The organism is Halorussus salinus (assembly GCF_004765815.2).
Taxonomy (GTDB): Archaea; Halobacteriota; Halobacteria; order Halobacteriales; family Haladaptataceae; genus Halorussus; species Halorussus salinus.
Map to the genome: position 1 here is coordinate 937,715 of NZ_ML974127.1, position 23,176 is coordinate 960,890.

Below are 23,176 nucleotides of genomic sequence, written 5' to 3' on the forward strand. Positions count from 1 at the left end.
TTCTTACCCCCGAGTGTGTCGGGTTCGGTCGTGTTTCGCCCTCCATTAGCCTCTTCGACTCGACGCGACCGATTTCCGGCCGAGTGTCGTCCCGAACCGACGCTCACCGAGCAGTCGTCCAAACGACCCCGACACACCTCCGAGTGAGCTATGCGCCCGGAATCGAAGACGTTCCTCGTGATTCTCGTCGGTCTCGCGCTCCTGTTCAACCCCTTCGTGCCGGGCCTCCACCTCGGCGACGGGTCGGTCTACCGGTACGAAGCCGCGAGCGTCGAGTATCACGACGACGGGAGTCTGTCGGTCACGAGCGTTCGGACCGGTGACGCCATCGAGCAGGTCTCCCTCGACGACGAAATCGCCTGCTTCGACGGGAGTCTGCGCCGCCTCTGCCGGTTCGAGTACCACGTCCTCGACGGTGGCAACGTTTCGGCGTATCCCGAGTCGTTCGGAAGCGCACGGTACGACTTCGTGTATTTGAAACAGCGTCTTTACCGGCCGACCTCCGTCGAGCGCGACGGCGACTGGTACGCCGCCCTCGAACCCGTCAACGAGTCGGACCCGCTCCGGTTCCCGGCGGCAGAGTCGGGTATCTCGTCCGTCGAGCGCCGACTGGTGGAATCGGGGCGCGTGCTGACCTACGAGGAACTCCCGCACGACGACCAGCTAATCGAGGTCGAGGACGAATACTACACACTCTACAAAACTGCGAGTCGGACCTATTCGAGCGGCGGAAGCCGCTGTGTCAGCAGTGGCGCGGGGTTCTGCGAGAAGGCGGGGCGGAAACGGTTAGTCGATTCGGTGCTGACCGTCGCGTCGTGGCTCGCCGGACTCGGGTTCCTCTCACTGGCGCGACGCAGAACGGTCGAGTAGCACGGCGAGCGACCGAAACTCAAAGAAGAACGACCAACAGCGCTACCAGCGCGACGACGACCATCACACCGCCAGCCACCGCGGCCGGTTCGACCCAACTCAGTCGCTCGCTGGCCTCGTCGTAGGCCGCGAGGTACTTGTCTAAGACCTGCTCCTCGTCGTACTCGGCGAAGTTCTCGTTGAAATCCATGCGGTCCATCTCGCTGGCGGCGACGAGCGCGTCGGTCAGTTCCTGCTCGCTGGTGGTCCGGAACGCGCGCTCCTCCTGTTCGACCAGTTCGTGGGCGCTGGACTCGACGTGGTACTCCACGACTCCGGCACAACCGCAGGCCAGCGCCCGGAGGAGGTCGGTCGGGAACGCTTCCCGCCGGGCGGTCTGGGCGTAGACGTGCGCGCCCTTGAACGCCGAGATGCGGTTTTCGAGCGGTTGCTCGCCCGCGAACGAGACTCTGTCCTCGATGCGCAGGTCCCGGACCTGCCGCTCGTACACGTCGCGTTCCGGGCCGTCGCCGATGACCAGCGCCGACCAGTTGTGGTCGCGCAGTTCCGCCAGCGCGAGGAGTAGACTTTCGAGGTTGGCGTCGGCGTCGAGTCGCCGGGAGTAGACGATGTCGGCGACCTCGCGGGGTTCCGCGGCGCGGATGGCGTCCACGTCGATGCCGTTGGGGACGACCCGGACCGCCTCGCCGTCCGCGCCGAGTTCCCGGACGCGAGTCCTGACGGTCTCGGACGGGACGAGAACGAGTTCGGGCGTCGTCGCGGCGAGTCGCCAGATGGGGTCGTCGGCGTCGCCCGCTTGAGGGGACTCGTACCAGTCCACGACGAGCGGTGCCCGCAGGAAGACGCTGGCGGCTTTCGCGGCGAGGACGTGGGTCGGGTCGTCCCCCGTGGCCTGAATCACGTCCGGGTCGGCCGCCCGGAGCGCGGCCGGGAGCGCGAGGGCGAACCGGCCGTCGCCGCGCTCGTCGGTGACCGCCCGGTAGGTCACGTCGTCCTGTTCGAAGGTCGCGTGGTCGCCGTCCCACCACTGGGCACAGCAGACGACCACGTCGTGACCGCGGCCAGCGAGCCCTTCGGCGGTCCGCCGGAGTCGTCGCGTTGCCCCCGTCTGGCGGTGTTGGGCGACCGTCTCCGAGACGAACGCGACGCGCATACGAAGCGCCACGAAGCGGCCCACTAAAAACCCAACTCTTTGCGCTCGCCGGAGAAACGAGAGGAGTCGAAACCACACGAATCCGTCGTCCGCAACTGTCAGTTCCGTCGTCCGCGGCGGTCAGTCGTTCAGTTCGAGGATGAAGTCGGGCGCGGCGTTGTCGGCCCGGCGTCGCCACTGCCGGAGGTCGTGGGTGTGAAACAGCGCCGTCACGCCGAAGACGGCGATGACCACCAGCGCGTACTGGACGCCCGAGAGGAGCGTGAAGGGGTAGAGACCCACCCAGACCGACGCCAGCAAGACGAGGCTCACGGCGGCGAGCGTGAGGTAGAGTCGGTGCCACCGGACCGAAGTCTGGGGGTCGCTGGCCAGTTGTAACTCCAGTCGCTCGGTTCGCTCGGTGGCGTGGACCAGACTCCGGTCGGGGTCGTAGCGAAGCACCCCGGCGGACTCCAACTTCGGGAGGTGGGTCTGGTGGAGCGCGCTGTACACGGACTTGCGCTGGCCCGGCGATACCTCGGCGACGGTCGTGTCGTTCTCCCACGCCGCGACCTGCTCGGCGAGTTCGCCGAGGTCTACCGGCCCGCTGTAGCGTTGGAGATAGTATAGGACGTACCGACGCCGGAGGTTCTTCACGGCGTCGAACACCTCCTCGCGAGACGGACGTGTGGTTTCGGTAGCCATGCGTACCGTAGAAAAGGGACGGCAGAAATCCGGATAAACGGATTTGACTGTTTACCTCTCGGCGGGTATCGTTCAACGGTTCAACCAAAAGTTGCGGGCTGGCCGGGGGAAGAAACTCCCCGTTCTGGCGAACGGCGGCCGGACGGAACCCGCGGCCGAAAGCGTTTTCGCCGAAATCGGGCGACCGCTTCGCTCGAACCCCGACCGAATCGACCGACACTCCGGGTGTGAGGACTGTTCGGCGGGCAGTGGCTCACGTCTCGAACGGAACCGTCCGTTACCGGAATTTCCATCGCGAGTTTCGATTCCGCGGGGACGGTAGTCTCTGTCTACTCGCCGGTCGAACCCGACCATGGCGGCGTTGGCTGTCGATTCGACGCCGGAAGTTACCCGCAGTCGCGGTCTCCTCGGCCGTCCGATTCGCCACCGCTCCGTCGCCTCGAACTCGTCACCCCGCACTCGTCGTCGTCCGGTGCCTCGTCGGTCGTCTTCGCCCGGTCGAGAGTGGTCTCTCGGTCTGGAATGGTCTCTCGGTCTGGAACGGTGGACTGGTCGAGAGCCACCTTCCGCGCGAGAACGGGCGGATTCGTGGCGAAGACCGGAACAATCGGAGCGACGAGTGAGCCGAGGAGTACCGCGACGAACGGCGAAGTTCGAGGAGAACCCCGTCGTCCCCCGCGTCGGCGTTCGCTCGCTCCGGTTTTGTTATCCGCGGGATGAAGTAGCGTAACGAACTGTTTCCGAGGTCTCGGTCGGCGTGAGGTTGGTCGGCGTGAATTCGGTCGTGCGACCACCGGCGGTCTCCTCGGGACGACGCGAGCGGTCCGTGCCCAGTTCGGAGTCGTGGCCGCGTTCGGAGCGGTTCTCCGGGAGTGCGCTGGCTTCCGGAGACCCAAACGATTTGCCCGTCGGCTTGCAATCGACTCCCATGCCGACCTACGATTTCGAACGCTATCTCAACGTCCGAAGCGCGAACTCCCCGTCGTTCGGTCCCGACGGCGAACTCGCGTTTCTGATGGACACGACCGGCGTCCCGCAGGTGTGGCGACTCGACAACCCCCGCGAGTGGCCCCAGCAACTCACGTTCGAGGAGGACGCGGTCGGCTTCGCCGACTGGTCGCCCGAGCGCGACGAACTCGTCTTCGGGATGGACCAAGGCGGCGACGAGCGCACCCAACTGTTCCGACTCGACGCCGACGGCGAGACCGTCACGCCGCTGACCGACACGCCCGAGGCCATCCACTACTGGGGCGGGTGGAACTCGGACGGCTCGGAGTTCGCGTTCGCGTCGAACCGGCGCGACGAGTCGGTCTTCGACATCTACGTGCAGGGCCGCGACGAGCGGGGCGACGACGCCGAGATGGTCTACGAGGGCGACGGCTGGCTCTCGGTCGCGGGGTGGAGTCCCGACGACGAGTACCTCGCGCTGACCGAGATGCACTCTAGTTTCGACTACGACGTGTACCTCCTCGACGTGGAGACCGGCGACCTGAACCACGTGACGCCCCACGAGGGCGACGTGCGCTTCCAGTCGGTCTACTGGGGTCCCGACGGCGACGCGCTCTACCTGATTACCGACGAGGGGGCCGACACGACGTATCTCGCTCGCCTCGACCTCGACACCGAGGAGATAGAGACGGTCGCGACCAGCGACGACCGAGCGAGGGCCGACGACTCCCGAGCGCCACCCTCCGAGGACGGCAATTGGAACGTCGAGAGTCTGACGCTGGACGAGGACACCGGCCGGTTTATCTTCGGGACCAACGTGGACGGCTACACCGAACTCACGGTGGCCGAACTGACCGGCGAGACGGAGTTCGAGACGTTCTCCGCGCCCGACCTCCCGAAGGCTGCCACCGGCGGCGGAACCTTCGACGACGACGCCGAGCGGTTCGCCGTCACCGTCACCGGAAGCACCGAGAACACGAACGTCTACGTCGTGGACGCGGCGTCGGGCGAGGCCGACCGCTGGACCGACGCCGCCACCGCGGGCCTGCCCAAGGAGTCGTTCGTGGAGCCTCGATTGGTCCACTACGAGACGTTCGATGGCCGGGAGATTCCGGCGTTCTTCTCGGTGCCCGAGGAGGCCACGCCGGGCGAGACGCCCGTCATCGTTGACATCCACGGCGGTCCCGAGAGCCAGCGCCGACCCACGTTCCACTCGGTCAAGCAGTACTTCCTGAACAGGGGATACGCCTACCTCGAACCGAACGTTCGCGGTTCGACGGGCTACGGCAAGGCCTACACCCATCTGGACGACGTGCGAAAGCGGATGGACTCGGTGAAAGACGTGGCGGCCGCCGTCGAGTGGCTCCACGACCAGCCCGAGATAGACCCCGATAAGGTCGTCGCGTTCGGCGGCTCCTACGGCGGGTTCATGGTGCTGGCGGCGCTGACGGAGTACCCGGACCTGTGGGCCGCGGGCGTGGACGTGGTGGGCATCGCCAACTTCGTCACGTTCCTCGAAAATACGGGCGACTGGCGGCGCGAACACCGCGAAGCCGAGTACGGGTCGCTCGACGAGGACCGCGAGTTCCTCGAATCCATCAGTCCGACGACCAACGCCGAAAACATCCGAGCGCCCCTGCTGGTCCTCCACGGGGCCAACGACCCCCGCGTCCCGGTCGGCGAGGCCGAGCAGATAGCCGAGACCGTCGCCGAGCAGGGCGTGCCGGTGGAGAAACTGATATTCGAAGACGAGGGCCACGGCTTCTCGAAGTTGGAGAACCGCATCGAGGCGTACACCACCGTCGCGGAGTTCTTGGACGAACACGTCTGAGCGTCCCGCGCGAGTTCCGCCTCAGCCGAGTTCCGCCCCGGCCGCGTCCCGGTCTCAGAGGCTCGGCGGTCGCTCGTCCGCGCCGAGGCGCATCTGCCGGTCGTGGTAGACGTGCGCGACTGCCGACACGACGAGGAGGGCCGCCATCCCGCTGGCGAGCGCGACCCCCGGAACCGCGCTGAAGGGGTAGACCCCGGCCAGCGAGGCCAGCGTCACCGACCCGAAGAACGCGCCGAGCAACAGGTAGTACTGGCTCCACGAGATTTCGTCGCCGGGGACGATTTCGAGGTAGACCTGCAGGTCCGCCAAGTCGTCGGCCGCGACGACGGTACCTCGCGAGGCGTCGAACGCCACGAGGCCCGCGTCGTCCATCTTCGGGAGGTGGGCCTGCTGGAGCGCGTTGTAGACGCGGCGGCGCTCTTGGGAGGTCACGTCGTCGGGTCGTTTGTCGTTCTCCCACGCCGCGACCGCGCGGGCGAGGTCGCGGAGTTCCGCCTCGCGGTCGGCGTCCAGCAGGTAGTGGACGACGTACCGGCGGCGACTGTTGCTGAGCATCTCGAAGACGACTTCCTGCGAGAACTGTTCGGACGGGTCCTCCTCGTCCGTGGCTTCGGTCGTGGCGTCGTCGTGGGCGTCTCGGGCGAGCGTTTCTGCGGCCATCTTGGTTAAGTTCCCCCTGTCGGTCCGCGCCGGTCGGTCAACGACGTGTTAGTAATCCTTTTCTATTATTATTTACCTTCCGACGCGTTACAGATGTAGATTCGGTGAAAGCATCCCCGGTCGATGCAATCCGGTGCAGTCGTGCGATTCTGGGTCCGTATGAGGTCCGATAGGGGCGGCCTAACGACCCGTCTGGCAGTATATGCACGGACTTCTCGTTCTCTTTGTGAGACGTATCGGTGTGTATGAATAATGCGGAATCTCTCCACGGAGTGAAACGAGTCCTCCCGGCGAGAGGGTGTGGAGGACACGGACACTAACCATGAAATCGGACATCGAACTCGACCGGCGGAAGGTACTGGGTACAGTTGGCGGCCTCGCGCTCGCGGGGAGCGGACTCGCGGCGTTCACGGGAAGCGCGGCCGCACAAGTGAGTACGAGTTTCAAGGCGAACAACGCGGGCACGGTCACGACCGCAGACGGGAGCATCCAACAGGTGTTGGTGGACACCTCCGGCACGTTCTCGTGGAGCGGTCTCGACTCCGCGGCCAAGACCGGGATGGTGACCCTCGAAGCCAAGAAGAAAGGCTCGCACCCGAACAACTACAGCCAAGTCACGAGCAAGTCCTACAGCATCAACGGTCTCGACGGCGAGCGCTCGTTCTCGCTCGACCAAGTGGACCTCACCGAGACCTTCGGCGACGACCACTTCGAGTCCGACGCCGACGGCGAGAAGAAGACGACGGGCATCGACCTGCGCATCTCGGTGACGATTACGACGACCGGCGGGAGCGCCCACGACGCGAACGCGGCGGACACGATGTACGTCGGCGCGGACAACGAGGCCGCCGACGCCAACATCAACGGCGAGTCCGACGCCAGCGCGTCGAGTTACGACCAGAAGTACACCTCCGGCGACGGCCAGATTTCGGTCGAAGTCGATTACGAGGGGCCGAACGGCAACCCGCGACTCAACGTCGTGACGCCCAACGCGTTCCCGAAGCCCAGCGGCTACACCGAGACCCACGTCGAACTGTTCCTCGACGCGCCGTCGGCCGACGGCACGTGGGACATCCAAGTCCGGCGCGACTCCGAGGAGGGCTTCAGCTACCAAGTCAACGGCGGGAACTGGAAGACCGACTTCGGCAACGTCCCGCTGTCGGTGTCGGCGACCCAGAACGGGTTCGTCGTCGTCTACACCGGGTCGGCCTCGTCGGGCGACACGTACGGACTCGGCGCACACCAGACCACCGTGGACCAAGACGCCGGGACCAGCGTGACGAGTCTCACCAAGACCGGCTCGGGTCGGCCGTGGGACGCCAACAACCTCATCGAGGACCAAGTGCCGTGACCGGCGCGTAACGACCGCGACCGAAGCGGCGACTCGACGACTGTCATCCGACCCACGACGGCCTCGCGGGGGTTCGACTCCTCCGGTGGGTCCTCCATGAATCTCGACCGACGACGGTTGTTGGGCCTCCTCGGGGGCGTCGCGGTGGGCGGCGCGGGCGCGTCGGCGCTCTCGTCGCGGAGCGGCGCGAGCGCCGGGGTCACCTTCGCGGCCAGCGACCTGACGGTCCGGACCGACGACGGGTCGCTCGACTCGCTCACGGTCGCGCCCGCGGGCACCGTCTCGTGGTCGGGCCTCGAAACCCCCGCCGGAGGAGTCGCGCTAACCCTGTCGGCCGCGTACGGCGGCCGCTCGTTCCGGGACCTCGCCAGCCAGCGTCTCCCGGCCGCGGGCCTCCACGGCGAAGCCGACTACGCCTTCGAGAGCCGGGACCTCCTCGGGGTCGAGGAGTTCGACGCGAGCGACTTCGCCGCCGCCGACGGCGAGCGAGTGACCGAGACCGTCCGGCTCAGACTCACCGTGACGGTGGTCGCCGCCGACGGCGAGACGACGCTGACGACGGGCCGCGCCGACGCTCGATTCGACGTGACCGTCGAGAACCGGCCCGAGGAGGGCGCTGTCGAGGGACGGGCCAACACGGGCGCGACCGATGACGGGACGACGACCGCAGAACCCGAAACGACGACCGAGACCACCGACTCCGGGACGACGACCGCGGAACCCGAAACGACGACCGAGACCACCGACTCCGGGACGACGACCGCCAAAACGACGACGAACGAGACGGCCACCGAATCCACGACGACCACGACCGCGGACTCCGGCACGACGACCACCGAGACTACCACGACGACCACCGATACTACCACGACGACCACCGATACTACCACGACGACCGGCGACACCGCCGCGACGACTGCCGACCAAAGCAACACAGAGACGGTGAAGACAAATACGACTACGGGGAAGAGCAATACGAACGATTTCGACGGCCGTGACGCGAACGGCGAGGAGTGACGACGATGGCCACGAAACGACGCTCGCTGACCGCGCTACTGGTCACGAAGCGCGGCGTCATCCTCCTGCTGGTCGTCTCGGCGGGCGTCCTCGGGGCCGGGTTCGGCGTCCTGCCGGGACTGCTCGGCGGAAGCGACCCGGCGGACTCCTCGGTCGGTCCCACGACCGAGGAGACCCCGCGAACGACCGCGGCCGAAGCGAACTCCGCCACGCCCACTGCGACCGCGACGAGGCAGGCGGGGACGAGCGACGCCGGAGACGACCCCGACGAGACGACGCTCGGTGCGACGACCGCGACCGACGACGAACCGACCGCGACGACCGCCGCGGCGACCGAGACGCCCGACTCGGACGACGACCGCGACCGCCGGGACCGACGTGACCGTAATCGGCGAGACCGCGACGACGACGGCAGTGACGACGGCGACCCGCAGGTCGGCGTGCAGGCCGAGGCGAACGCGACCGCCTCGTCGCTGTCGGCCCCGCCGCGGGTCGCGCTCACCCGACGAGCAGTCGCAGGTTGAACGCGGTCGTGAACCCGCCGAACACCGCCAGCACCGCGGGCGGGCCGTAGACGACCACCGGGTCGTCGGTGTCGCCGATGGCCGCCACTTGGAGACCGAGACAGAGGCCGAAGACGCCGAGTTTCAGGCCGACGAGTCCCGCGAGACCGAACTCCGCGACCGCGACCCGGACCAGCGCATTCGCCTCGCCGACCGACGCGTCGAAGTAGAGCAGGGCCACCGTCGTCACTACGTCGCCGACGCCGTAGGTGGTCGTAGCGATAATCCAGAGCCAGTAGAACTGGTCGGCCCGCCCCTCGAAGGGCGTCCCGTCGAGAGTGGCCCACTGCCGGGAGTCCATCGTTTACTCGCGCACACGCCGCCGCCAAATACGTATCGGTGATTCTAGGTGTTGTCGCGGAGCGACGTTCTCCTCGGCCCGAGCGGACGGTCGCCAGCGCCCACGAGCGCAGTTGCAGAGCCTGCGACTTTGCGGCCGCCTTTATGTTCGTCCTGTCCTTCCTTCCACCCGTGAGACAGACCAAACGTGCGCCCCGCGTTCCCGACACCGCACCGAACCGACTCCGGCGACCGACCGCCGCCCGAGAGTCCGGAACCGACGCCCGACAGCGGGGTGGGTCGTGACCGCGATAGAGACCCGCGGGCTGACCAAGCGGTTCGGCGAGGAGGTGGTCGCGGTCGATTCGCTCGACCTGACCGTCGAGTCCGGCGAGATATTCGGCTTCCTCGGGCCGAACGGCGCGGGCAAGTCCACGACCATCAACCTCCTGCTCGATTTCATCCGGCCGAGCGAGGGGACCGCCGAGGTGCTGGGCCACGACGCCCAGCGCGAGACCCAAGCCATCCGCGAGCGCGTCGGCGTCCTGCCCGAGGGCGCGACCCTCTACGACCGACTCACCGGCCGCGAACACGTCGAGTGGGTCGCCCGGACCAAGGGAGTAGACGCCGACCCCGACGCGATTCTCGACCGGGTGGGACTCGGCCCCGACGACCGACAGCGCCGCACCGGCGGCTACTCGAAGGGGATGAGCCAGCGCCTCGCCTTGGGGATGGCGCTCGTCGGCGACCCCGACCTGCTGATTCTCGACGAACCGTCGTCGGGACTCGACCCGAACGGGATTCAGGAGATGCGCGACCTCCTCCGCGACGAGGCCGAGCGCGGGACGACGGTCTTCTTCTCCAGTCACATCCTGCCGCAGGTCGAGGCGGTCTGCGACCGTGTGGGAATCATGAGCAACGGTCGCCTCGTCGCCGAGGACACCATCGCGGGCCTCCGAGAATCGACCGGCGGGAGTAGCCAAATCACCGCCGTCGTGGACGCGCTCCCCGAGGAGTTCGACCCGGCCGGACTCGCGGACCTCGCGGGCGTCGAGCGCGCCAGCGCCGAGGGAACCGACGTGACCGCGGTCTGCTCGGACCCCGGCGCGAAGATGGAGGTTCTCAAGCGCATCGACGGCGAGACCACGGTCCGAGACATCCACTCCGAGGAGACCTCGCTCGAAGACCTGTTCAACCGCTACACCGCCGCCGACCCCGGCGACGGGACCGGTCGGGCGGGAGGCGAGGCGAGCGGGGGCGATGGGACCGGCGGCGATACCGACGACGCCGAGGAGGTGACGGCATGAGCCTGCGCGCAGTCGTGAGCAAGGACTTCAAGGACGTGCGCCGCGCGAAACTGCTGTGGTTCGTCGGCGGCATCTACACCCTGTTCGCCGCGCTGTTCTTCTACACCGGCAGTACCGGCCAAGACCCCTCCGTCCTGCGACAGCTCTGGAACATGTCGGGGCTGGCCATCCTGTTCATCCCGCTGGTCGCGCTGGTGGCGGCCTACCTCGCGGTCGCTGGCGAGCGCGAGTCGGGGAGCATCAAGTTCCTGCTCTCCATCCCGAACCGCCGCCGCGACGTGGTGTTCGGTAAGTTCCTCTCGCGGGCCGCGCTGGTCTGCGGTGCCATCGCCGTCGCGTTCGCGGTCGGCGCGGCGCTGACCGCGGCGCTCTACCCGGCGGTGAAACTCGCTACCTTTGCCAGAGTCGTCGGACTCGTCCTCTACTTCGCGCTGGCCTACGTCGCGGTCGCCATCGGCATCTCGGCGCTGACCGCCTCCCGGTCGCGGGCGATGGCCGCGTCGGTCGGCTACTTCTTCGTGTTCAACGTCCTCTGGATTCAGGGGTCGGCGTTCTCGGTGGTCGGCGCGCTCCGGTTCGTCTTCGAGGACACGCTCGGCGTCGCGCTCTCGGCGAACACCGAGACGTTCGTCCAGTCGCTGAGTCCCGCGGCGGCGTACCTCCAGTCGCTCCGACTGGCGTTCCCCGACGGCTACCGGGACATCCCGCCCGCGGACCCCTCGACGCCGTTCTACCTCCAAGCCGAGTTCGCGCTCGTGATTCTGGCCGCGTGGATTCTGCTCCCCCTGCTGGTGGGCTATCTGCGCTTCGAGCGGACCGACCTCGGATAGCGAAATCGTCTTCTCCCTCGGGTTCGACCGCGTGATATGACCATCGAGGAGCACTCTCGCCGCCGGGTCGCCGCGGCACTCGACCGCCTCGAACGCGAGTACGCCGACTTCGAGGAGGACGCCCGAGTCGTCGAGAAGACGTGGCACCACTCTCCCGAAGCCTACGAGCGCGTCCGCGACCGCTTCGAGGCCGGAACGGTCGGCGGCGCGGGCGCGTGGACCACCGACGACGAGGGCCGGGTTCTCCTCGTGCGCCACGAGGGCGAGACGGCGTGGAGCGACCCCGGCGGCAAGCAGGAACCGGGCGAACTCCTCGAAGCCGCGGCGCGCCGCGAGACTCGCGAGGAGTCCGGCGTCGAAGTCAAACTGACCGGTGTCCGGCAGGTCCACCGCGTCGAGATTCGGGCCGAGGGAGAGGTCGCGAACGGCGAGAACGACCGCGAGGAGGTCCGACCACCCATCCATCGACTCATCGTCATCTTCGACGGCGAGTACGTCGGCGGCGAGGTCCGGCCCCGCGAGGGCGAGATTGCGGAGGTGAGGTGGTGGCGCGAGCGCCCCGACGAACTACTGTACGACGAGTTGGCCGAGTTTCCGATTCCGGCCGCGGAGTAGCGCCGGGACCGACCGAACCGCGAGAAGTCGCGCCGGTGCGGACCGAGAGACCGGTCGAGTCGAACCGAGACCGAATACCGGCGAGTCCGCGCGCGGCAGACAGAGGTAAGTCGCTCAATCCACTACGCGTTCCCATGTCGCTATTCGGCAGTGAATCGACCGACAGCGTTGCGGAAACTGCACAGGAACTCGAAGACGAAGTGACCGACGAAGACGGACCGAAGACTCACTCCACGTCGTTCAAACTCGCCCGCGTGCTGTTCGGGGGCGTGCTGGCGTTCACCGCGATAGACAACTTCCGGGAGCTAGAGGACATGGTAGCCTACGCCGAGAGCGAGGGCGCGCCGATGGCCGACCGGTCGGTCCCGGCCATCAGCGGAAGCCTGCTGTTCGGCGGACTGGGCGTCGCGGCGTGGAAGCTCCCCCGCCTCGCGGCCGGAGCCATCGCGACCTTCCTCGTCGCCATCACGCCGTTCATGCACGACTTCTGGTCGAAGGAGGACGAACAGGAGAAAGAACAGCAGTTGATTCACTTCCTGAAGAACACCGCGCTGCTGGGCGGCGCGCTCGCGTTCCTCCGCATCGCGCAGGACGACTGAGAAGCGACGACAGAGAAGGACGACGGACGAATCCGAACGGAAGCGCCGTTACGTCGCCGACGTTCCGGCGGCCCACTTCTTTTCGACGCCGTAGACGAACCACGCGAGAGCGAACACCACCGAGAGGCCGAGGACGGCGTTTCCGCCGTCGAACCCCAGTACGGACGCACCGATAGCCAGTGCGTCCCCGAACGCCAACGCCTTGGCGCTCGCGACTCCGTACCGGCGGAGCGACGACTGGTCGTCGTCAGTACTCCATCGGACGACGCCGAGGAGGCCGAATCGGACGACGACGTACGTGACCGCGGCCCCGACCACGCCGAGGAGGGCGGCCCGCGCGAAGAAGACGACCGGTTGGAGGAGTTCGAACAGGGACATGTCGTAGTTCGACGTGTCGGCTACGTGTTGATAAATTTACCAGAATCGGGTCGGGAATCGGTCACCCCGTCTCAGATGATACCGGTCGTCGTGACCGTCTCAGATGGCACCGGTCGTCTCGACCGTCTCAGATGGCACCGGTCGTCTCGACCGTCTCAGATGACGCCGGTCGTCTCGACCGCTTCGTAGGCGGCCGCCTCGCTCATCCCGTTGCCCAGAATCGTGTAGCGGTCCCGAATCTCGTGGGCAGAGGTCAGCGCCCCGACGACCGTCTCCTCGTCGATGCCCAACTCCGCTGCCGTGGTGGGCGCGCCGATGGTCGCCAGCGCGTCGCGGACGCCCTGCCAGTTGCCGCCGTGGAGGTACTCGGCGACGATGGTGCCGACGCCGACCTGATGGCCGTGGAGCGCCGCGTCGGGGACCATTCGGTCCAACTGGTGGCTGAAGAGGTGTTCCGCGCCGGAGGCGGGCCGCGACGAGTCCGCGATAGACATCGCCACGCCCGACGAGACCAGCGCCTTGACGACGGCCCACGCCGACTCTTCGAGGCCCTGCTTGATGGAGTCGGCTCCTTCGACCAGCATCTCGGCGGTCATCTCCGCGAGCGCCGCGGCGTAGTGGTGGTACTCGACGTTCTGGAGTCGGTTGGCCAGCCGCCAGTCCTTGATGGCGGTGTAGTTGCTGATGATATCCGCACACCCGGCAGTCGTCAGTTCCCACGGCGCGTCGGCCAAAATCTCGGTGTCGGCGATGACGGCGAGTGGCGGCTCTGCGGCGACGCTGTGGCGCGTGTCGCCCTCCGGGACCGACCCCCGGCCCGAGACGATGCCGTCGTGGCTCGCGGCGGTCGGGACCGAGACGAACCCCCGCCCGAGGTCGTCGCTGGCCATCTTGGCGATGTCGATGGCCTTCCCGCCGCCGACGCCGACGAGGTAGCCCGCGTCTATCTCCTCGGCCGCGCCGATGACCTCTTGGACCGACTCGAAACTCGCTTCGTCTATCTCGACCACCGCGGGGTCTTCCCCGGCCTCCTCGAAGTCCGCCGCGACGCGGTCGGCCGCTACCCGTCGGGGCGTGGGGCTGGTGACGACCAGCGGCCGCCCGTGGAGGTGGAGTTCCGAGACGGCCTCGACGGTCCGGTCGAGGACGCCGTGGCCGACTACCACGTTGCGCGGCAGGCGAATCCACGTCGATTTGTCGAACATACCCGCTACTCTCTCGCGGGCGGGGAAAACAGTTTACCTCTCTGTCCGGTTTCGCGGGTTTTCGGGAGAGTCAGTTGACGACCGTCTTCTGACGCCGAGAAAGGAGCGACCGTCCTGAGTCCGTGAGGCGAGCAACTGCCGACGCCTATCGGACCGCGACGGCACAGCACGGCAGACCGCACCGCGACCGCGCCCCGAACCTCCCCGCTTGCGTCTGCGCTCGCGCGGAACCGCGCGAGCGCGAGCGCAGACGCGGCGCATCCCGCGATTCTGTCAGTCGAGCGCATCCCGCGGACCGGTCGGCCGAGCGCACTTCGAGACGAACGAGAGTCACTCGTCTACTTCCGAGGAGTCGTCCGAGACGAGCGCCACCCCGGAGTCGAGGCGTTGGGCGGCCGCCGGAGCGCGTGGCGGACCGCCAGCAGGTGGCGAGCGAACACCGCGGCCGCCAGTAGCGCCGCGCCGACCAGCGCGTTCGCCGAGAACCCCGCGACCGGAACCGCGACGAACCACTCGGGGACCGTGACCTGTCCGGTCACGACCAGTAGCCACGCCGTCGCGCCCGCGGCCTGAAGCACCGCGAGTCCGACGGTCGCGCGCCGGACCAGCGACGAGAGCGCGTCTCGCCCGCGAATCACGTTGTCCGTGACGGTGTGGCGGGCGACGAGCGCGGCCGCGAAGACGAGTCCGGCGGTCACGACGCCGACGAGTCCGTCGGCAGTCGCGACCCACCCGAACCACCCGACCCAGAGCGCGGTCTCCGCGAGCGCGAGGCCCGCGAGCGCCCGCGCGGGGACCGCCCGGCCCCACCCGTTGACCGTGACGTGCGCGAGTAACGCCTCCACGAGCATCCCGGCCGAGAGACCGACGACCCCCACCAGCGCCGACGCCGAGACCGGGTCGGTGTCGCTCACCAGTCCCAGCCAGACCGACAGCGCGGTGACTTCGACGACCGTCAGGCAGACCACCCCGACCGCTCTGACGGTCGTCCGAATCGCCTCGCGTATCATCGTCCCGCGAGAGACGGTACCGGTCGGCGACAGCGATGCAGTGACATGAGTTGACAATGGCTACGAAGGGTGTTTGTTATCAGCCACCTGAAACGGGTAGCGTGGTCCTGCGAACGGTCGAAAGTGAGGGTTAACGCCTCGAAAATCGCGTACTCGTTCGTCCGGCTACAGCGTGTCCAGCACGCCGAGGACGCGCTCCTCGGCCTCGCGGCCGGGGTCGTACTCGCTCCCGTCGCGGTCGCTGTCGAGGTGTTCCTCGACGGTGGTCGCCATCGCCTCGGAGAGCGGTGTCGAGTCCCACCCGAGATTCGCCAGTTTGTCGGTGTCCAGCACGTGGGGGTAGTCCCGGTACAGCACGAAGTCGTCGGACGCGAGGTCCGCGGCCGCGAGTTCCCGCTCGCCCGCGTGGACGATTTCGAGGTCGGTGTCCAGCGCGTCGGCGATTAGCTTCAGCATCTCGTCTATCGTCACGACCCGCCGGTCGCCGACGTTGTACGACTCGCCGGGACGGCCCTCCTCGGCGACGACCCGGAGCGCGCTCGCCACGTCCGCGACGTACGCGCGGTGCCAGAGGTTGTCGCCGTCGCCGGGGACGACCACGCGGTCGTAGTTCGCCACCCGAGAAATCCAGTAGTCCAGTCGTTCGGTGTAGTCGTGGGGGCCGTAGACGATGCAGGGACGGACGCTGTAGGCGTTCACGCCGCGGTCGGCGGCCGCCTTGATTGCGCGGTCGCCCTCGGCCTTCCGGTTGCCGTAGGTGTCGCCCGAGTCGTCGGTCGCCTGCTCCATCGTGCAGGGCCGGAGGTCGGTCTCGTCCTCGCGCTTGGGGACTTCTTCGTTGCCGTAGGCGTCGCCCGACGAAATGTAGACGTAGGCGTCGGCGTCGGAGAAAATCTCGGTCGCGGCCCGGACCTCCCGCGGTTTGTAAGCCACGCAGTCGAAGACGGCGTCCGGTTGGACCTCCCGCTTCGCCTGTTCGAGCGCGGTCTCGTTGCTTCGGTCGCCCTCGTAGTGGGTCACGCCGTCGGTCTCCTCGAAGGGGTTGTCGTGGTTCCCGCGGTTGAAGATGGTCACGTCGTAGTCGTGGTCGCGCAGTTCCGAGACGAGGTGGCGGCCGATGAACCGCGTGCCGCCGATGACGAGTGCGGTGTCCATGCCCGCGCTTGGACGGCCGGTCCCAAAGACCTACTGGAGTCGGAAATACGACGACCGACAGATTTTCTGGTAGTTCTCGGACGAGCGTGTCGAAATCCAGAATTTCTCGCGGCACGCGTGTACTTTTCGTCTGATTTGCGCGAATCGGGTAGAACGTTTATCAGTGAGAACGTCGAATACATGGGGCATGGGACAGAGAGAGGCCGATTCCGACGGAATCGAGATTCGCGAAGCCGAATCGAGCGACGTGGACGGGATTCGGGGCGTCGCGCTGGACTCGCTCCACGCGTCCTACGGCGAGGTCCTCGACGAGGAGGTCATCGAAACCGCGGTCGAGAACTGGTACGACGACGACGCGATGGCCGCCGAGTTGGAAGAAGAGGGGATGCTCTACCTCGTCGCGGTCGCGGGCGACACGGTGGTCGGGTTCTCCCAGAGCCTCGTCCTCCCCGAGGACCCCGCGGGAACTATCCTCTGGTTGCACGTGGACCCGGACAACCGCGACAGCGGCGTCGGGACGACCCTCCTGAAACACACCCAAGCGGTCCTCTCCGAGCGGGGCGTCGAACGCGTCGCCGCGGAGGTGCTGGCGGGCAACGAGTCCGGGACCCGATTCTACGAGGAGAACGGCTTCGAGAAGGCCACCGAACGCGAGACGGAGATCGCGGGCGAGACGTTCGTGGAGAACGTCTACGTCCAAGAGGGCAAAGAGCAGTTCGAGGCCCGCGAGTACGACGGCCAGACCCTCTACATCAATTGGGTCGAGAGCGACCGCGGTTCGAAGGCCCCGTTCTTCGCGGCCTACACCGACGAGGCGGGCGAGGACCTCTACGGCTACTTCTGCTCGAACTGCGAGAGTTTCGACACCGCGATGGACTCGATGGAGCGGTTGGAGTGCAACGACTGCGGGAACACGAAGAAGCCGGTTCGGTGGGACGCGTCGTACCTCTGAGCGCGTCGAGTCCCACCCCATCGAGTCGAGACGCTCAGTCCGCCCCGCTCCGGACGACTCGCCCCGACTCCTCGTGGCTCCACGCCTCGGGCGGCGGCGAGTTCCGCACGTCCTCGCGGCCCTCCTCGGTCACGGCGCGCTCGTAGGCCTCGGGCATCACCTTCACGAACGAGGAGACCGCCGCCTCCCAGTCGGCCAGTAGCTCCGCGGCGCGCTCGCTGTCGGTGTACGCCGCGTGGTTCTCCACGAGGCGGCGCAGGACCGTCTCGTCGCGCTCCGAGAGCGACGATTCGAGGTTGACCATCCCTCTGTTCACGCGCTCTTCGAAGTCGCCCTTTTCATCCAGCACGTAGGCCACGCCGCCGCTCATCCCGGCGGCGAAGTTCCGGCCGGTGTCGCCGAGTACGGCGACAACGCCGCCGGTCATGTACTCGCAACCGTGGTCGCCGACGCCCTCCACGACCGCCTTCACCCCGGAGTTACGGACGCCGAAGCGTTCGCCAGCGACGCCGTTGACGTAGGCCTCGCCGCCGGTCGCGCCGTAGAGCGCGACGTTGCCGACGACGACGTTCTCGGTCGGGTCGTAGCCCGCCGAGTCGGGCGTCGAGACGGCGATGCGGCCGCCCGACAGTCCCTTGCCGAGGTAGTCGTTCGCCGCGCCGGTGAGGTGGAAGTCCACGCCCGACTGGAGGAAGGCACCGAAGCTCTGGCCCGCGGTGCCCCGGAAGTCCACCGAGAGCGTGCCGGTCGGCAGGCCGCCCTCGCCGTGGCGTTCGGAGATGCGCCCCGAGAGCATCGCGCCGACCGCGCGGTCCTCGTTGCCGATGTCGGCCGCGACGTGCGCGGGGTCGGCGTCTTCGACCGCCGACTCGGCGGCCGCGAGGAGGTCCCGGTCGAGGTGGTCGTCGATTTCGTGGGTCTGCTCGCGGGTCTTGGTCCGCTGGGGGTCGTCGGGGTCGTAGTCGGCGGGGTCGGCGACGACTCCCGAGAGGTCGAGTTCGCTCGCTTTCGGGTGGTCGGTCTCGCGCTGGTCGAGACACTCGACGCGACCGACCATCTCCTCGACCGTCTCGAAGCCCAACTCGGCCATGATTTCGCGTAGCTCCTCGGCGATGAACAGCATGTAGTTGACAACGTGGTCGGGTTCGCCGGGGAACCGCTTGCGCAGGTCCTCGCGCTGGGTGGCGACGCCGACGGGACACGTATTTTCGTGGCACTGGCGGGCCATCACACAGCCCGAGGTGACGAGGCTCGCGGTCCCGAAGACGTACTCCTCGGCCCCCAGCAGTGCGGCGACGGCCACGTCGCGGCCCGTCTTCAGGCCGCCGTCCACGCTGACGCGAATCCGCGAGCGCAGGCCGGTCTCGCGGAGCATCTGGTTGGCTTCGGCGAGACCCAACTCCCACGGGAGTCCGGCGTGCTTGATGGAGGTCCGGGGACTCGCGCCGGTGCCGCCGGAGTGGCCCGAGACGTGAACCACGTCGGCGTTGGCCTTCGCCACGCCCGCCGCGATGGTGCCGATGCCGTCCTCCGAGACGAGTTTCACGTTCACGTCGGCGTCGGGGTTGGCCGACTTGAGGTCGTAGACCAGTTGTTTCAGGTCTTCGATGGAGTAGATGTCGTGCTGTGGCGGCGGCGAGATGAGGCCGACGCCGGGCGTCGCGTACCGGACGTGGGCTATCATCTCGTTGACCTTGCTCCCCGGAAGGTGGCCGCCCTCGCCGGGCTTCGAACCTTGGGCCATCTTGATCTGAATCTCGTCGGCGTTGGCGAGGTAGGCGCTCGTGACGCCGAACCGCCCCGAGGCAACCTGCTTGACGTTGCACTCGCGCTCGGTGTCGAAGCGTTCGGGCGGTTCGCCGCCCTCTCCCGTGTTCGATTTCGCGCCGAGACGGTTCATGGCGACGGCGTTGTTCTCGTGGGCTTCCGGCGACAGCGACCCGAGGCTCATCGCCGCAGTCGAGAACCGCTTCACGATGGACTCGACCGATTCGACCTCCTCGACCGGGACCGACTCGCGGCCCGACGAGTCGAAATCGAGGAGACCGCGCAGAGTCCGGGGACCGTCGTTGTGGTCGTTGGCGGCCGCGGCGAACTCGGCGTAGGTCTCGGCGTCGCCCTCCCGGACCGCGCGCTGGAGCGTCCCGACCGTCTCGGGGTTCCACTCGTGGCGGCGACCGTTCGACCGATGCTCGAACTCGCCTTGGCGTTCGGGTTCTGGCGCGTCCTCGTTCCCGGCGTCGCTCTCGTCGCCCTTCCTCTCGAACGCCTTCCGGTGGCGCTTTCGCACGGCCTCCTCGACGCCCTCCACGTCGATGCCCTCGGTGCGGGCGGGGGTGCCCTCGAAGTACTCCTCGACGAACTCCGAGTCCAGCCCCACGGCCTCGAATATCTGGGCCCCGCGGTAGCTCTCGACGGTCGAGATGCCCATCTTCGACATCGTCTTCTGAAGCCCGTCTTCCAACGCCGCGACGTAGGCGTCGATGGCTTCCGCTTCGTCCACGCCGTCGGGTCCGGCCACGATGTCCGCGATGGACTCGAACGCGAGGGTCGGGTTGACCGCGCCCGCGCCGTAGCCGACGAGACACGCGAGGTGGTGGACCGTCCGGGGGTCGCCCGACTCCACGACGAGGCCGGTTCGGTTCCGGAGGCCGCGCCGGACGAGGTGGTGGTGGACCGCACCGGTCGCCAGCAGGCTCGGGATAGCGAGCCTGTCCGGTCCCACCTCGCGGTCCGAGAGGACCACGATTTCCGCGCCCGATTCGACCGCTTCGCTGGCCTCCTCGCGGACGCGCCGGAGCGCGGTTTCGAGGTCCGTCTCCGGGGCGTACGTCACGTCCACCGTCGCGGTCGGAATCTCGCCTTGCTCGCGGACCTCGGTCATCTCGGCGTCGGTCAGAACCGGCGAGTCCAGCACCAACTGGCGGGCGTGTTCCGGCGACTCGTCCAGCAGATTGCGCTGGTTGCCGAGCCGACTCTCCAGACTGGTCACGCAGTCCTCCCGCAAGTAGTCGATGGGCGGGTTCGACACCTGCGCGAACAACTGCTTGAAGTACGAGAACAGCGGTCGGTCGAACGACGAGAGGACCGACAGCGGCGTGTCGTCGCCCATCGACCCCACGGGGTCCTTGCCGGACTCCGCCATCGGTTCGAGGAGTTCGTCCAACTCGTCGCGGGTGTAGCCGAACGCGGTCTGGCGCTCGCGCAGGCTGGCGTCGAGGCGCGCGTCGGGGGTCGCCGACGCCCGCGGGTCGGCCTCAGCGTCGGCCGCGGTCGCGGCGTCGAGTTCCACCTGCTCGCTTTCGACCCACTCGCCGTACCGCTCGTCGGTCAAGTCCGCGAAGACCTCCTCGTCGGGGACGACGCGGCCCTCGTCGGGGTCCGCCAGAAAGAGTTGGCCCGGTTCGAGGCGGCCGCGCTCGCGTATCTCGCTCTCGTCTGTGTCGAGCGCGCCCGCCTCACTGGCCATGACGAGTCGGCCGTCGGTGGTCACGTCGTACCGGCAGGGCCGGAGGCCGTTGCGGTCCAAGACCGCGCCGACGCGCTCGCCGTCGGTCGCCGCGACCAGCGCGGGACCGTCCCACGGTTCCAGCAGGGAGGCGTGGAAGTCGTAGAACTCCCTGCGCTCGTCGGCCATCCGGTCGTCCTTGCGCCACGCCTCGGGGACCATCAGTCTGAGCGCGTGGGGCAGGTCGCGCCCGCCCTGCATGAGCAGTTCCAGCGAGTTGTCCACCGCGGCGGTGTCGCTCCCCTCGGGGTCGGCGACGACCGGCGTCACCTTCTCGGCGTCGAAGACCTCGGATTCGAGGTCGTTCTCGCGCGCTCGCATCCAGTTGACGTTGCCCCGGATGGTGTTGAACTCGCCGTTGTGGACGACGTTGCGGTAGGGGTGTGCGAGGTGCCACGCGCCGAGCGTGTTGGTCGAGAACCGGGCGTGGACCATCGCGAACTGCGTCTCGAAGCGGTCGTCGCGCAGGTCCGGGAAGTACGCGGGCAGTTGCTCGCCTTTCAGCAGGCCCTTGTAGACGACGGTCTGGCGGTCGAGCGAGCAGACGTAGAAGCGGTCCGAGCCGGCGAGGTCCACGCCGCCGACCGAGCGTTCGAGGACACGCCGGGCGACGTAGAGGTCGCGGTCGAACGTCTCGGGGTCGAACTCGTCGGCCGGTCGGTCGCCGGTCTCCTCGCGCTCGTCCGCGGGCCGGACGAAACACTGCCAGATGTCGGGTTCGGATTCCAGCGCGGTCCGACCGAGGTCGGCGTCGCCGGTCGGCACGCGACGCCACGCGAACAGGTCCAGTCCCTCGCCCTCCAGCACTGACTCGGCGAGCGATTGGAGGCGCTCCCGCGCGGTGTCGTCTTTCGGGAAGAACAGCGACCCGACCGCGTACTCGTCGGGGTCGGGCAAATCGGCGTCGAGTTCGTCGGCGAAGAAGTCGTGGGGCTTCTGGAGGAGGACGCCCGCGCCGTCGCCGGTGTTCTCCTCCGCGCCGGTCGTGCCGCGGTGTTCGAGGTTTTCCAAGAGGTCGAGACCGTCGGCGAGTACGTCGGCGTCGCCCTCGCCCGCGAGGTCCATCACGACGCCGACCCCGCAGTTCGCGCGGTAGTCGTCGGGGTCCGCGAGGCGGTCGTGGGCGTCGGCGAGTCGGTCGTCGGGACGCGCGCCGCGGTCCCCCGACTGCGGTCGGGGTCGTGACTCGGAAGGTGGGTACTCGGTCATGAATAAATCAAGCGCGAACCCCTACAAGAGGCTACCCCTGAATGGCTAAGGACGTTTTAATACCAAATAAGGGAATTAATATGCTTGAGACGGGCGGAACTCCTCACGCGAGGAGTCGCCGTCCGAACACCACCACGCCCGCCCCGACGACCGCGCCGCCTCCGGCCGCGACGACGACGGGACCGCTCGGGAGCGGCAGTTCGTCGTCCGCGGTCGCGGCGGTCGTGGCCGACCGGTCGGTCTCCGTCGCGTCCGGCGTCTCGTCGGTCTCGGCGGTCGTCTCCGGCGTCGTCGCGTCGGCGGACTCGCCGGTCGTCGGTTCGACGGTCGGGTCGGCCGTCGTCGCGGCGTCCGAGCGCGTCGCGGTCGTTCCGTCGTCTTCGACCGCTCGCTCGGTGGTCGCGGTCGTCGCGGTCGCGGCGGTCGTCGCGGTCGTCGCAGTCGTCGTCGAATCCGCTGTCGTGGTCCCGTCGGCCTCCTCGTCGGGTCGGCGTCGGTCGCCGGTGTCGTCCCGCTCCTCCAGTCCGCTGTCGGGGTCCTCGGTCGTCGTCGCGGTGGTCGTGGTCGTCGTGGTCGTGGTCATTGTCGTCGTAGTCGCAGTCGTCGTGCCGGTCGTCGTCGTTGTCGCAGTCGTCGTTGCGGTCGTGGCACTCGTGGTGGTCGTCGTCCCGGACTTCGCCGTCCCGGTCAGGTCGCGGCGCTCGGACGCGCCCGACTCCCACGTCGTCGTCTCGCCGGTCGAATCGCCGTTGACGGCGAGCGCCAGCGTCTCGTCGGCCGCGTCGCCGTCGGGGTCCTCTACCGTCACGTCGTAGAACCCGCTCTCGTTGGTCGTCGCCGTGGCGACGGTCGTCCCGTCGTAGACGACCTCGACGGTCGCCCCGGCGAGCGCGTCGCCGTCTTGGTCGGTCACGGTCCCGTAGATTCGGTGGGGCGGCTTCGGGACGCCAGCGCCCGGCGCGACGCCGACGACCGCCACGACCACCGCGGCCGCGAGGAGCAAGCCGACCGTGCGCGCCCGTCGTCGCTCGGAGTCGGATTCGAGAGTCATG

At 67.9% G+C, this 23,176-nt stretch carries 20 protein-coding genes; 10 read left to right on the forward strand and 10 right to left on the reverse strand.

What is annotated here, in order from left to right:
* The first annotated feature begins 150 nt into the window (after positions 1-150).
* Positions 151-870: a hypothetical protein gene (locus EPL00_RS04790; RefSeq protein ID WP_135851570.1), complete on the forward strand. Its 720-nt coding sequence runs from the start codon at positions 151-153 to the stop codon at positions 868-870.
* Between the two features lie 19 nt (positions 871-889).
* Here the strand turns inward: EPL00_RS04790 and EPL00_RS04795 are convergent, their stop codons facing one another.
* On the reverse strand, positions 890-2,023 hold the full coding sequence (locus EPL00_RS04795; protein ID WP_135851569.1) for a glycosyltransferase family 4 protein: 1,134 nt from the start codon (positions 2,021-2,023) through the stop codon (positions 890-892).
* Between the two features lie 120 nt (positions 2,024-2,143).
* Complete coding sequence (locus tag EPL00_RS04800; RefSeq protein ID WP_135851568.1) at positions 2,144-2,707, reverse strand: DUF7344 domain-containing protein; 564 nt, start codon at positions 2,705-2,707, stop codon at positions 2,144-2,146.
* A gap of 928 nt (positions 2,708-3,635) precedes the next feature.
* Between EPL00_RS04800 and EPL00_RS04805 the strand changes: the two genes are divergently transcribed.
* Positions 3,636-5,486 carry a S9 family peptidase gene (locus EPL00_RS04805; RefSeq protein WP_135851567.1) on the forward strand — a complete coding sequence of 617 codons (1,851 nt, stop codon included), beginning with the start codon at positions 3,636-3,638 and terminating at the stop codon, positions 5,484-5,486.
* A gap of 54 nt (positions 5,487-5,540) precedes the next feature.
* On the opposite strand, the gene EPL00_RS04810 is transcribed toward EPL00_RS04805, so the two are convergent.
* Entirely contained in the window at positions 5,541-6,146 is a 606-nt protein-coding gene (locus EPL00_RS04810) for a DUF7344 domain-containing protein (protein ID WP_202932542.1), read from the reverse strand.
* Between the two features lie 322 nt (positions 6,147-6,468).
* On the opposite strand from EPL00_RS04810, the gene EPL00_RS04815 reads away from it, so the two are divergent.
* From EPL00_RS04815 to EPL00_RS04825, 3 genes are all read left to right on the forward strand, one after another.
* Positions 6,469-7,497 carry a hypothetical protein gene (locus EPL00_RS04815; protein WP_135851566.1) on the forward strand — a complete coding sequence of 343 codons (1,029 nt, stop codon included), beginning with the start codon at positions 6,469-6,471 and terminating at the stop codon, positions 7,495-7,497.
* Between the two features lie 96 nt (positions 7,498-7,593).
* Positions 7,594-8,514: a hypothetical protein gene (locus EPL00_RS04820; RefSeq protein WP_162224147.1), complete on the forward strand. Its 921-nt coding sequence runs from the start codon at positions 7,594-7,596 to the stop codon at positions 8,512-8,514.
* Between the two features lie 5 nt (positions 8,515-8,519).
* A complete protein-coding gene (locus EPL00_RS04825; protein WP_135851565.1) occupies positions 8,520-9,038 on the forward strand; it encodes a hypothetical protein in 519 nt (172 codons plus the stop codon).
* On the opposite strand, the gene EPL00_RS04830 is transcribed toward EPL00_RS04825, so the two are convergent.
* Positions 9,013-9,378 carry a hypothetical protein gene (locus tag EPL00_RS04830; protein ID WP_135851564.1) on the reverse strand — a complete coding sequence of 122 codons (366 nt, stop codon included), beginning with the start codon at positions 9,376-9,378 and terminating at the stop codon, positions 9,013-9,015. The two genes, EPL00_RS04825 and EPL00_RS04830, sit on opposite strands and share 26 nt — an antisense overlap.
* A 280-nt stretch (positions 9,379-9,658) precedes the next feature.
* Between EPL00_RS04830 and EPL00_RS04835 the strand changes: the two genes are divergently transcribed.
* The 4 genes from EPL00_RS04835 (at position 9,659) to EPL00_RS04850 (ending at position 12,707) form a co-directional block, all read left to right on the forward strand.
* Complete coding sequence (locus EPL00_RS04835) at positions 9,659-10,663, forward strand: ABC transporter ATP-binding protein (protein ID WP_135851563.1); 1,005 nt, start codon at positions 9,659-9,661, stop codon at positions 10,661-10,663.
* Entirely contained in the window at positions 10,660-11,493 is an 834-nt protein-coding gene (locus tag EPL00_RS04840; protein WP_135851562.1) for an ABC transporter permease subunit, read from the forward strand. Before EPL00_RS04835 ends, EPL00_RS04840 begins: the two co-directional genes overlap by 4 nt.
* Before the next feature lie 36 nt (positions 11,494-11,529).
* Entirely contained in the window at positions 11,530-12,108 is a 579-nt protein-coding gene (locus EPL00_RS04845; protein ID WP_135851561.1) for an NUDIX domain-containing protein, read from the forward strand.
* 134 nt (positions 12,109-12,242) lie between these two features.
* On the forward strand, positions 12,243-12,707 hold the full coding sequence (locus EPL00_RS04850) for a DoxX family protein (protein ID WP_135851560.1): 465 nt from the start codon (positions 12,243-12,245) through the stop codon (positions 12,705-12,707).
* Between the two features lie 48 nt (positions 12,708-12,755).
* On the opposite strand, the gene EPL00_RS04855 is transcribed toward EPL00_RS04850, so the two are convergent.
* The 4 genes from EPL00_RS04855 to EPL00_RS04870 all read right to left on the reverse strand — a co-directional run bounded on the left by EPL00_RS04855 (position 12,756) and on the right by EPL00_RS04870 (position 16,455).
* On the reverse strand, positions 12,756-13,085 hold the full coding sequence (locus EPL00_RS04855) for a hypothetical protein (RefSeq protein WP_135851559.1): 330 nt from the start codon (positions 13,083-13,085) through the stop codon (positions 12,756-12,758).
* Between the two features lie 155 nt (positions 13,086-13,240).
* Positions 13,241-14,290, reverse strand: a complete 1,050-nt coding sequence (locus EPL00_RS04860; protein WP_135851558.1) for an NAD(P)-dependent glycerol-1-phosphate dehydrogenase — start codon at positions 14,288-14,290, stop codon at positions 13,241-13,243.
* Between the two features lie 338 nt (positions 14,291-14,628).
* Entirely contained in the window at positions 14,629-15,300 is a 672-nt protein-coding gene (locus tag EPL00_RS04865) for a hypothetical protein (protein WP_135851557.1), read from the reverse strand.
* A gap of 165 nt (positions 15,301-15,465) precedes the next feature.
* On the reverse strand, positions 15,466-16,455 hold the full coding sequence (locus tag EPL00_RS04870; RefSeq protein ID WP_135851556.1) for an NAD-dependent epimerase/dehydratase family protein: 990 nt from the start codon (positions 16,453-16,455) through the stop codon (positions 15,466-15,468).
* 187 nt (positions 16,456-16,642) lie between these two features.
* Between EPL00_RS04870 and EPL00_RS04875 the strand changes: the two genes are divergently transcribed.
* Positions 16,643-17,407, forward strand: coding sequence for a GNAT family N-acetyltransferase (locus EPL00_RS04875; RefSeq protein WP_238398118.1), 765 nt, complete (start codon positions 16,643-16,645; stop codon positions 17,405-17,407).
* Positions 17,408-17,441: 34 nt separating this feature from the next.
* Here the strand turns inward: EPL00_RS04875 and gltB are convergent, their stop codons facing one another.
* A complete protein-coding gene (gltB, locus tag EPL00_RS04880; RefSeq protein ID WP_135851555.1) occupies positions 17,442-22,124 on the reverse strand; it encodes a glutamate synthase large subunit in 4,683 nt (1,560 codons plus the stop codon).
* A gap of 103 nt (positions 22,125-22,227) precedes the next feature.
* A complete protein-coding gene (locus tag EPL00_RS04885) occupies positions 22,228-23,175 on the reverse strand; it encodes a carboxypeptidase-like regulatory domain-containing protein (protein WP_162224148.1) in 948 nt (315 codons plus the stop codon).
* Between the last annotated feature and the right edge of the window lies 1 nt (position 23,176).

Coding starts and splice junctions, on each gene's coding strand:
- EPL00_RS04790 (WP_135851570.1), top strand. CDS start 151: ATGCGCCCGGAATCGAAGACGTTCCTCGTGATTCTCGTCGGTCTCGCG.
- EPL00_RS04795 (WP_135851569.1), bottom strand. CDS start 2,023: ATGCGCGTCGCGTTCGTCTCGGAGACGGTCGCCCAACACCGCCAGACG.
- EPL00_RS04800 (WP_135851568.1), bottom strand. CDS start 2,707: ATGGCTACCGAAACCACACGTCCGTCTCGCGAGGAGGTGTTCGACGCC.
- EPL00_RS04805 (WP_135851567.1), top strand. CDS start 3,636: ATGCCGACCTACGATTTCGAACGCTATCTCAACGTCCGAAGCGCGAAC.
- EPL00_RS04810 (WP_202932542.1), bottom strand. CDS start 6,146: ATGGCCGCAGAAACGCTCGCCCGAGACGCCCACGACGACGCCACGACC.
- EPL00_RS04815 (WP_135851566.1), top strand. CDS start 6,469: ATGAAATCGGACATCGAACTCGACCGGCGGAAGGTACTGGGTACAGTT.
- EPL00_RS04820 (WP_162224147.1), top strand. CDS start 7,594: ATGAATCTCGACCGACGACGGTTGTTGGGCCTCCTCGGGGGCGTCGCG.
- EPL00_RS04825 (WP_135851565.1), top strand. CDS start 8,520: ATGGCCACGAAACGACGCTCGCTGACCGCGCTACTGGTCACGAAGCGC.
- EPL00_RS04830 (WP_135851564.1), bottom strand. CDS start 9,378: ATGGACTCCCGGCAGTGGGCCACTCTCGACGGGACGCCCTTCGAGGGG.
- EPL00_RS04840 (WP_135851562.1), top strand. CDS start 10,660: ATGAGCCTGCGCGCAGTCGTGAGCAAGGACTTCAAGGACGTGCGCCGC.
- EPL00_RS04845 (WP_135851561.1), top strand. CDS start 11,530: ATGACCATCGAGGAGCACTCTCGCCGCCGGGTCGCCGCGGCACTCGAC.
- EPL00_RS04850 (WP_135851560.1), top strand. CDS start 12,243: ATGTCGCTATTCGGCAGTGAATCGACCGACAGCGTTGCGGAAACTGCA.
- EPL00_RS04855 (WP_135851559.1), bottom strand. CDS start 13,085: ATGTCCCTGTTCGAACTCCTCCAACCGGTCGTCTTCTTCGCGCGGGCC.
- EPL00_RS04860 (WP_135851558.1), bottom strand. CDS start 14,290: ATGTTCGACAAATCGACGTGGATTCGCCTGCCGCGCAACGTGGTAGTC.
- EPL00_RS04865 (WP_135851557.1), bottom strand. CDS start 15,300: ATGATACGCGAGGCGATTCGGACGACCGTCAGAGCGGTCGGGGTGGTC.
- EPL00_RS04870 (WP_135851556.1), bottom strand. CDS start 16,455: ATGGACACCGCACTCGTCATCGGCGGCACGCGGTTCATCGGCCGCCAC.
- EPL00_RS04875 (WP_238398118.1), top strand. CDS start 16,643: ATGGGACAGAGAGAGGCCGATTCCGACGGAATCGAGATTCGCGAAGCC.
- gltB (WP_135851555.1), bottom strand. CDS start 22,124: ATGACCGAGTACCCACCTTCCGAGTCACGACCCCGACCGCAGTCGGGG.
- EPL00_RS04885 (WP_162224148.1), bottom strand. CDS start 23,175: ATGACTCTCGAATCCGACTCCGAGCGACGACGGGCGCGCACGGTCGGC.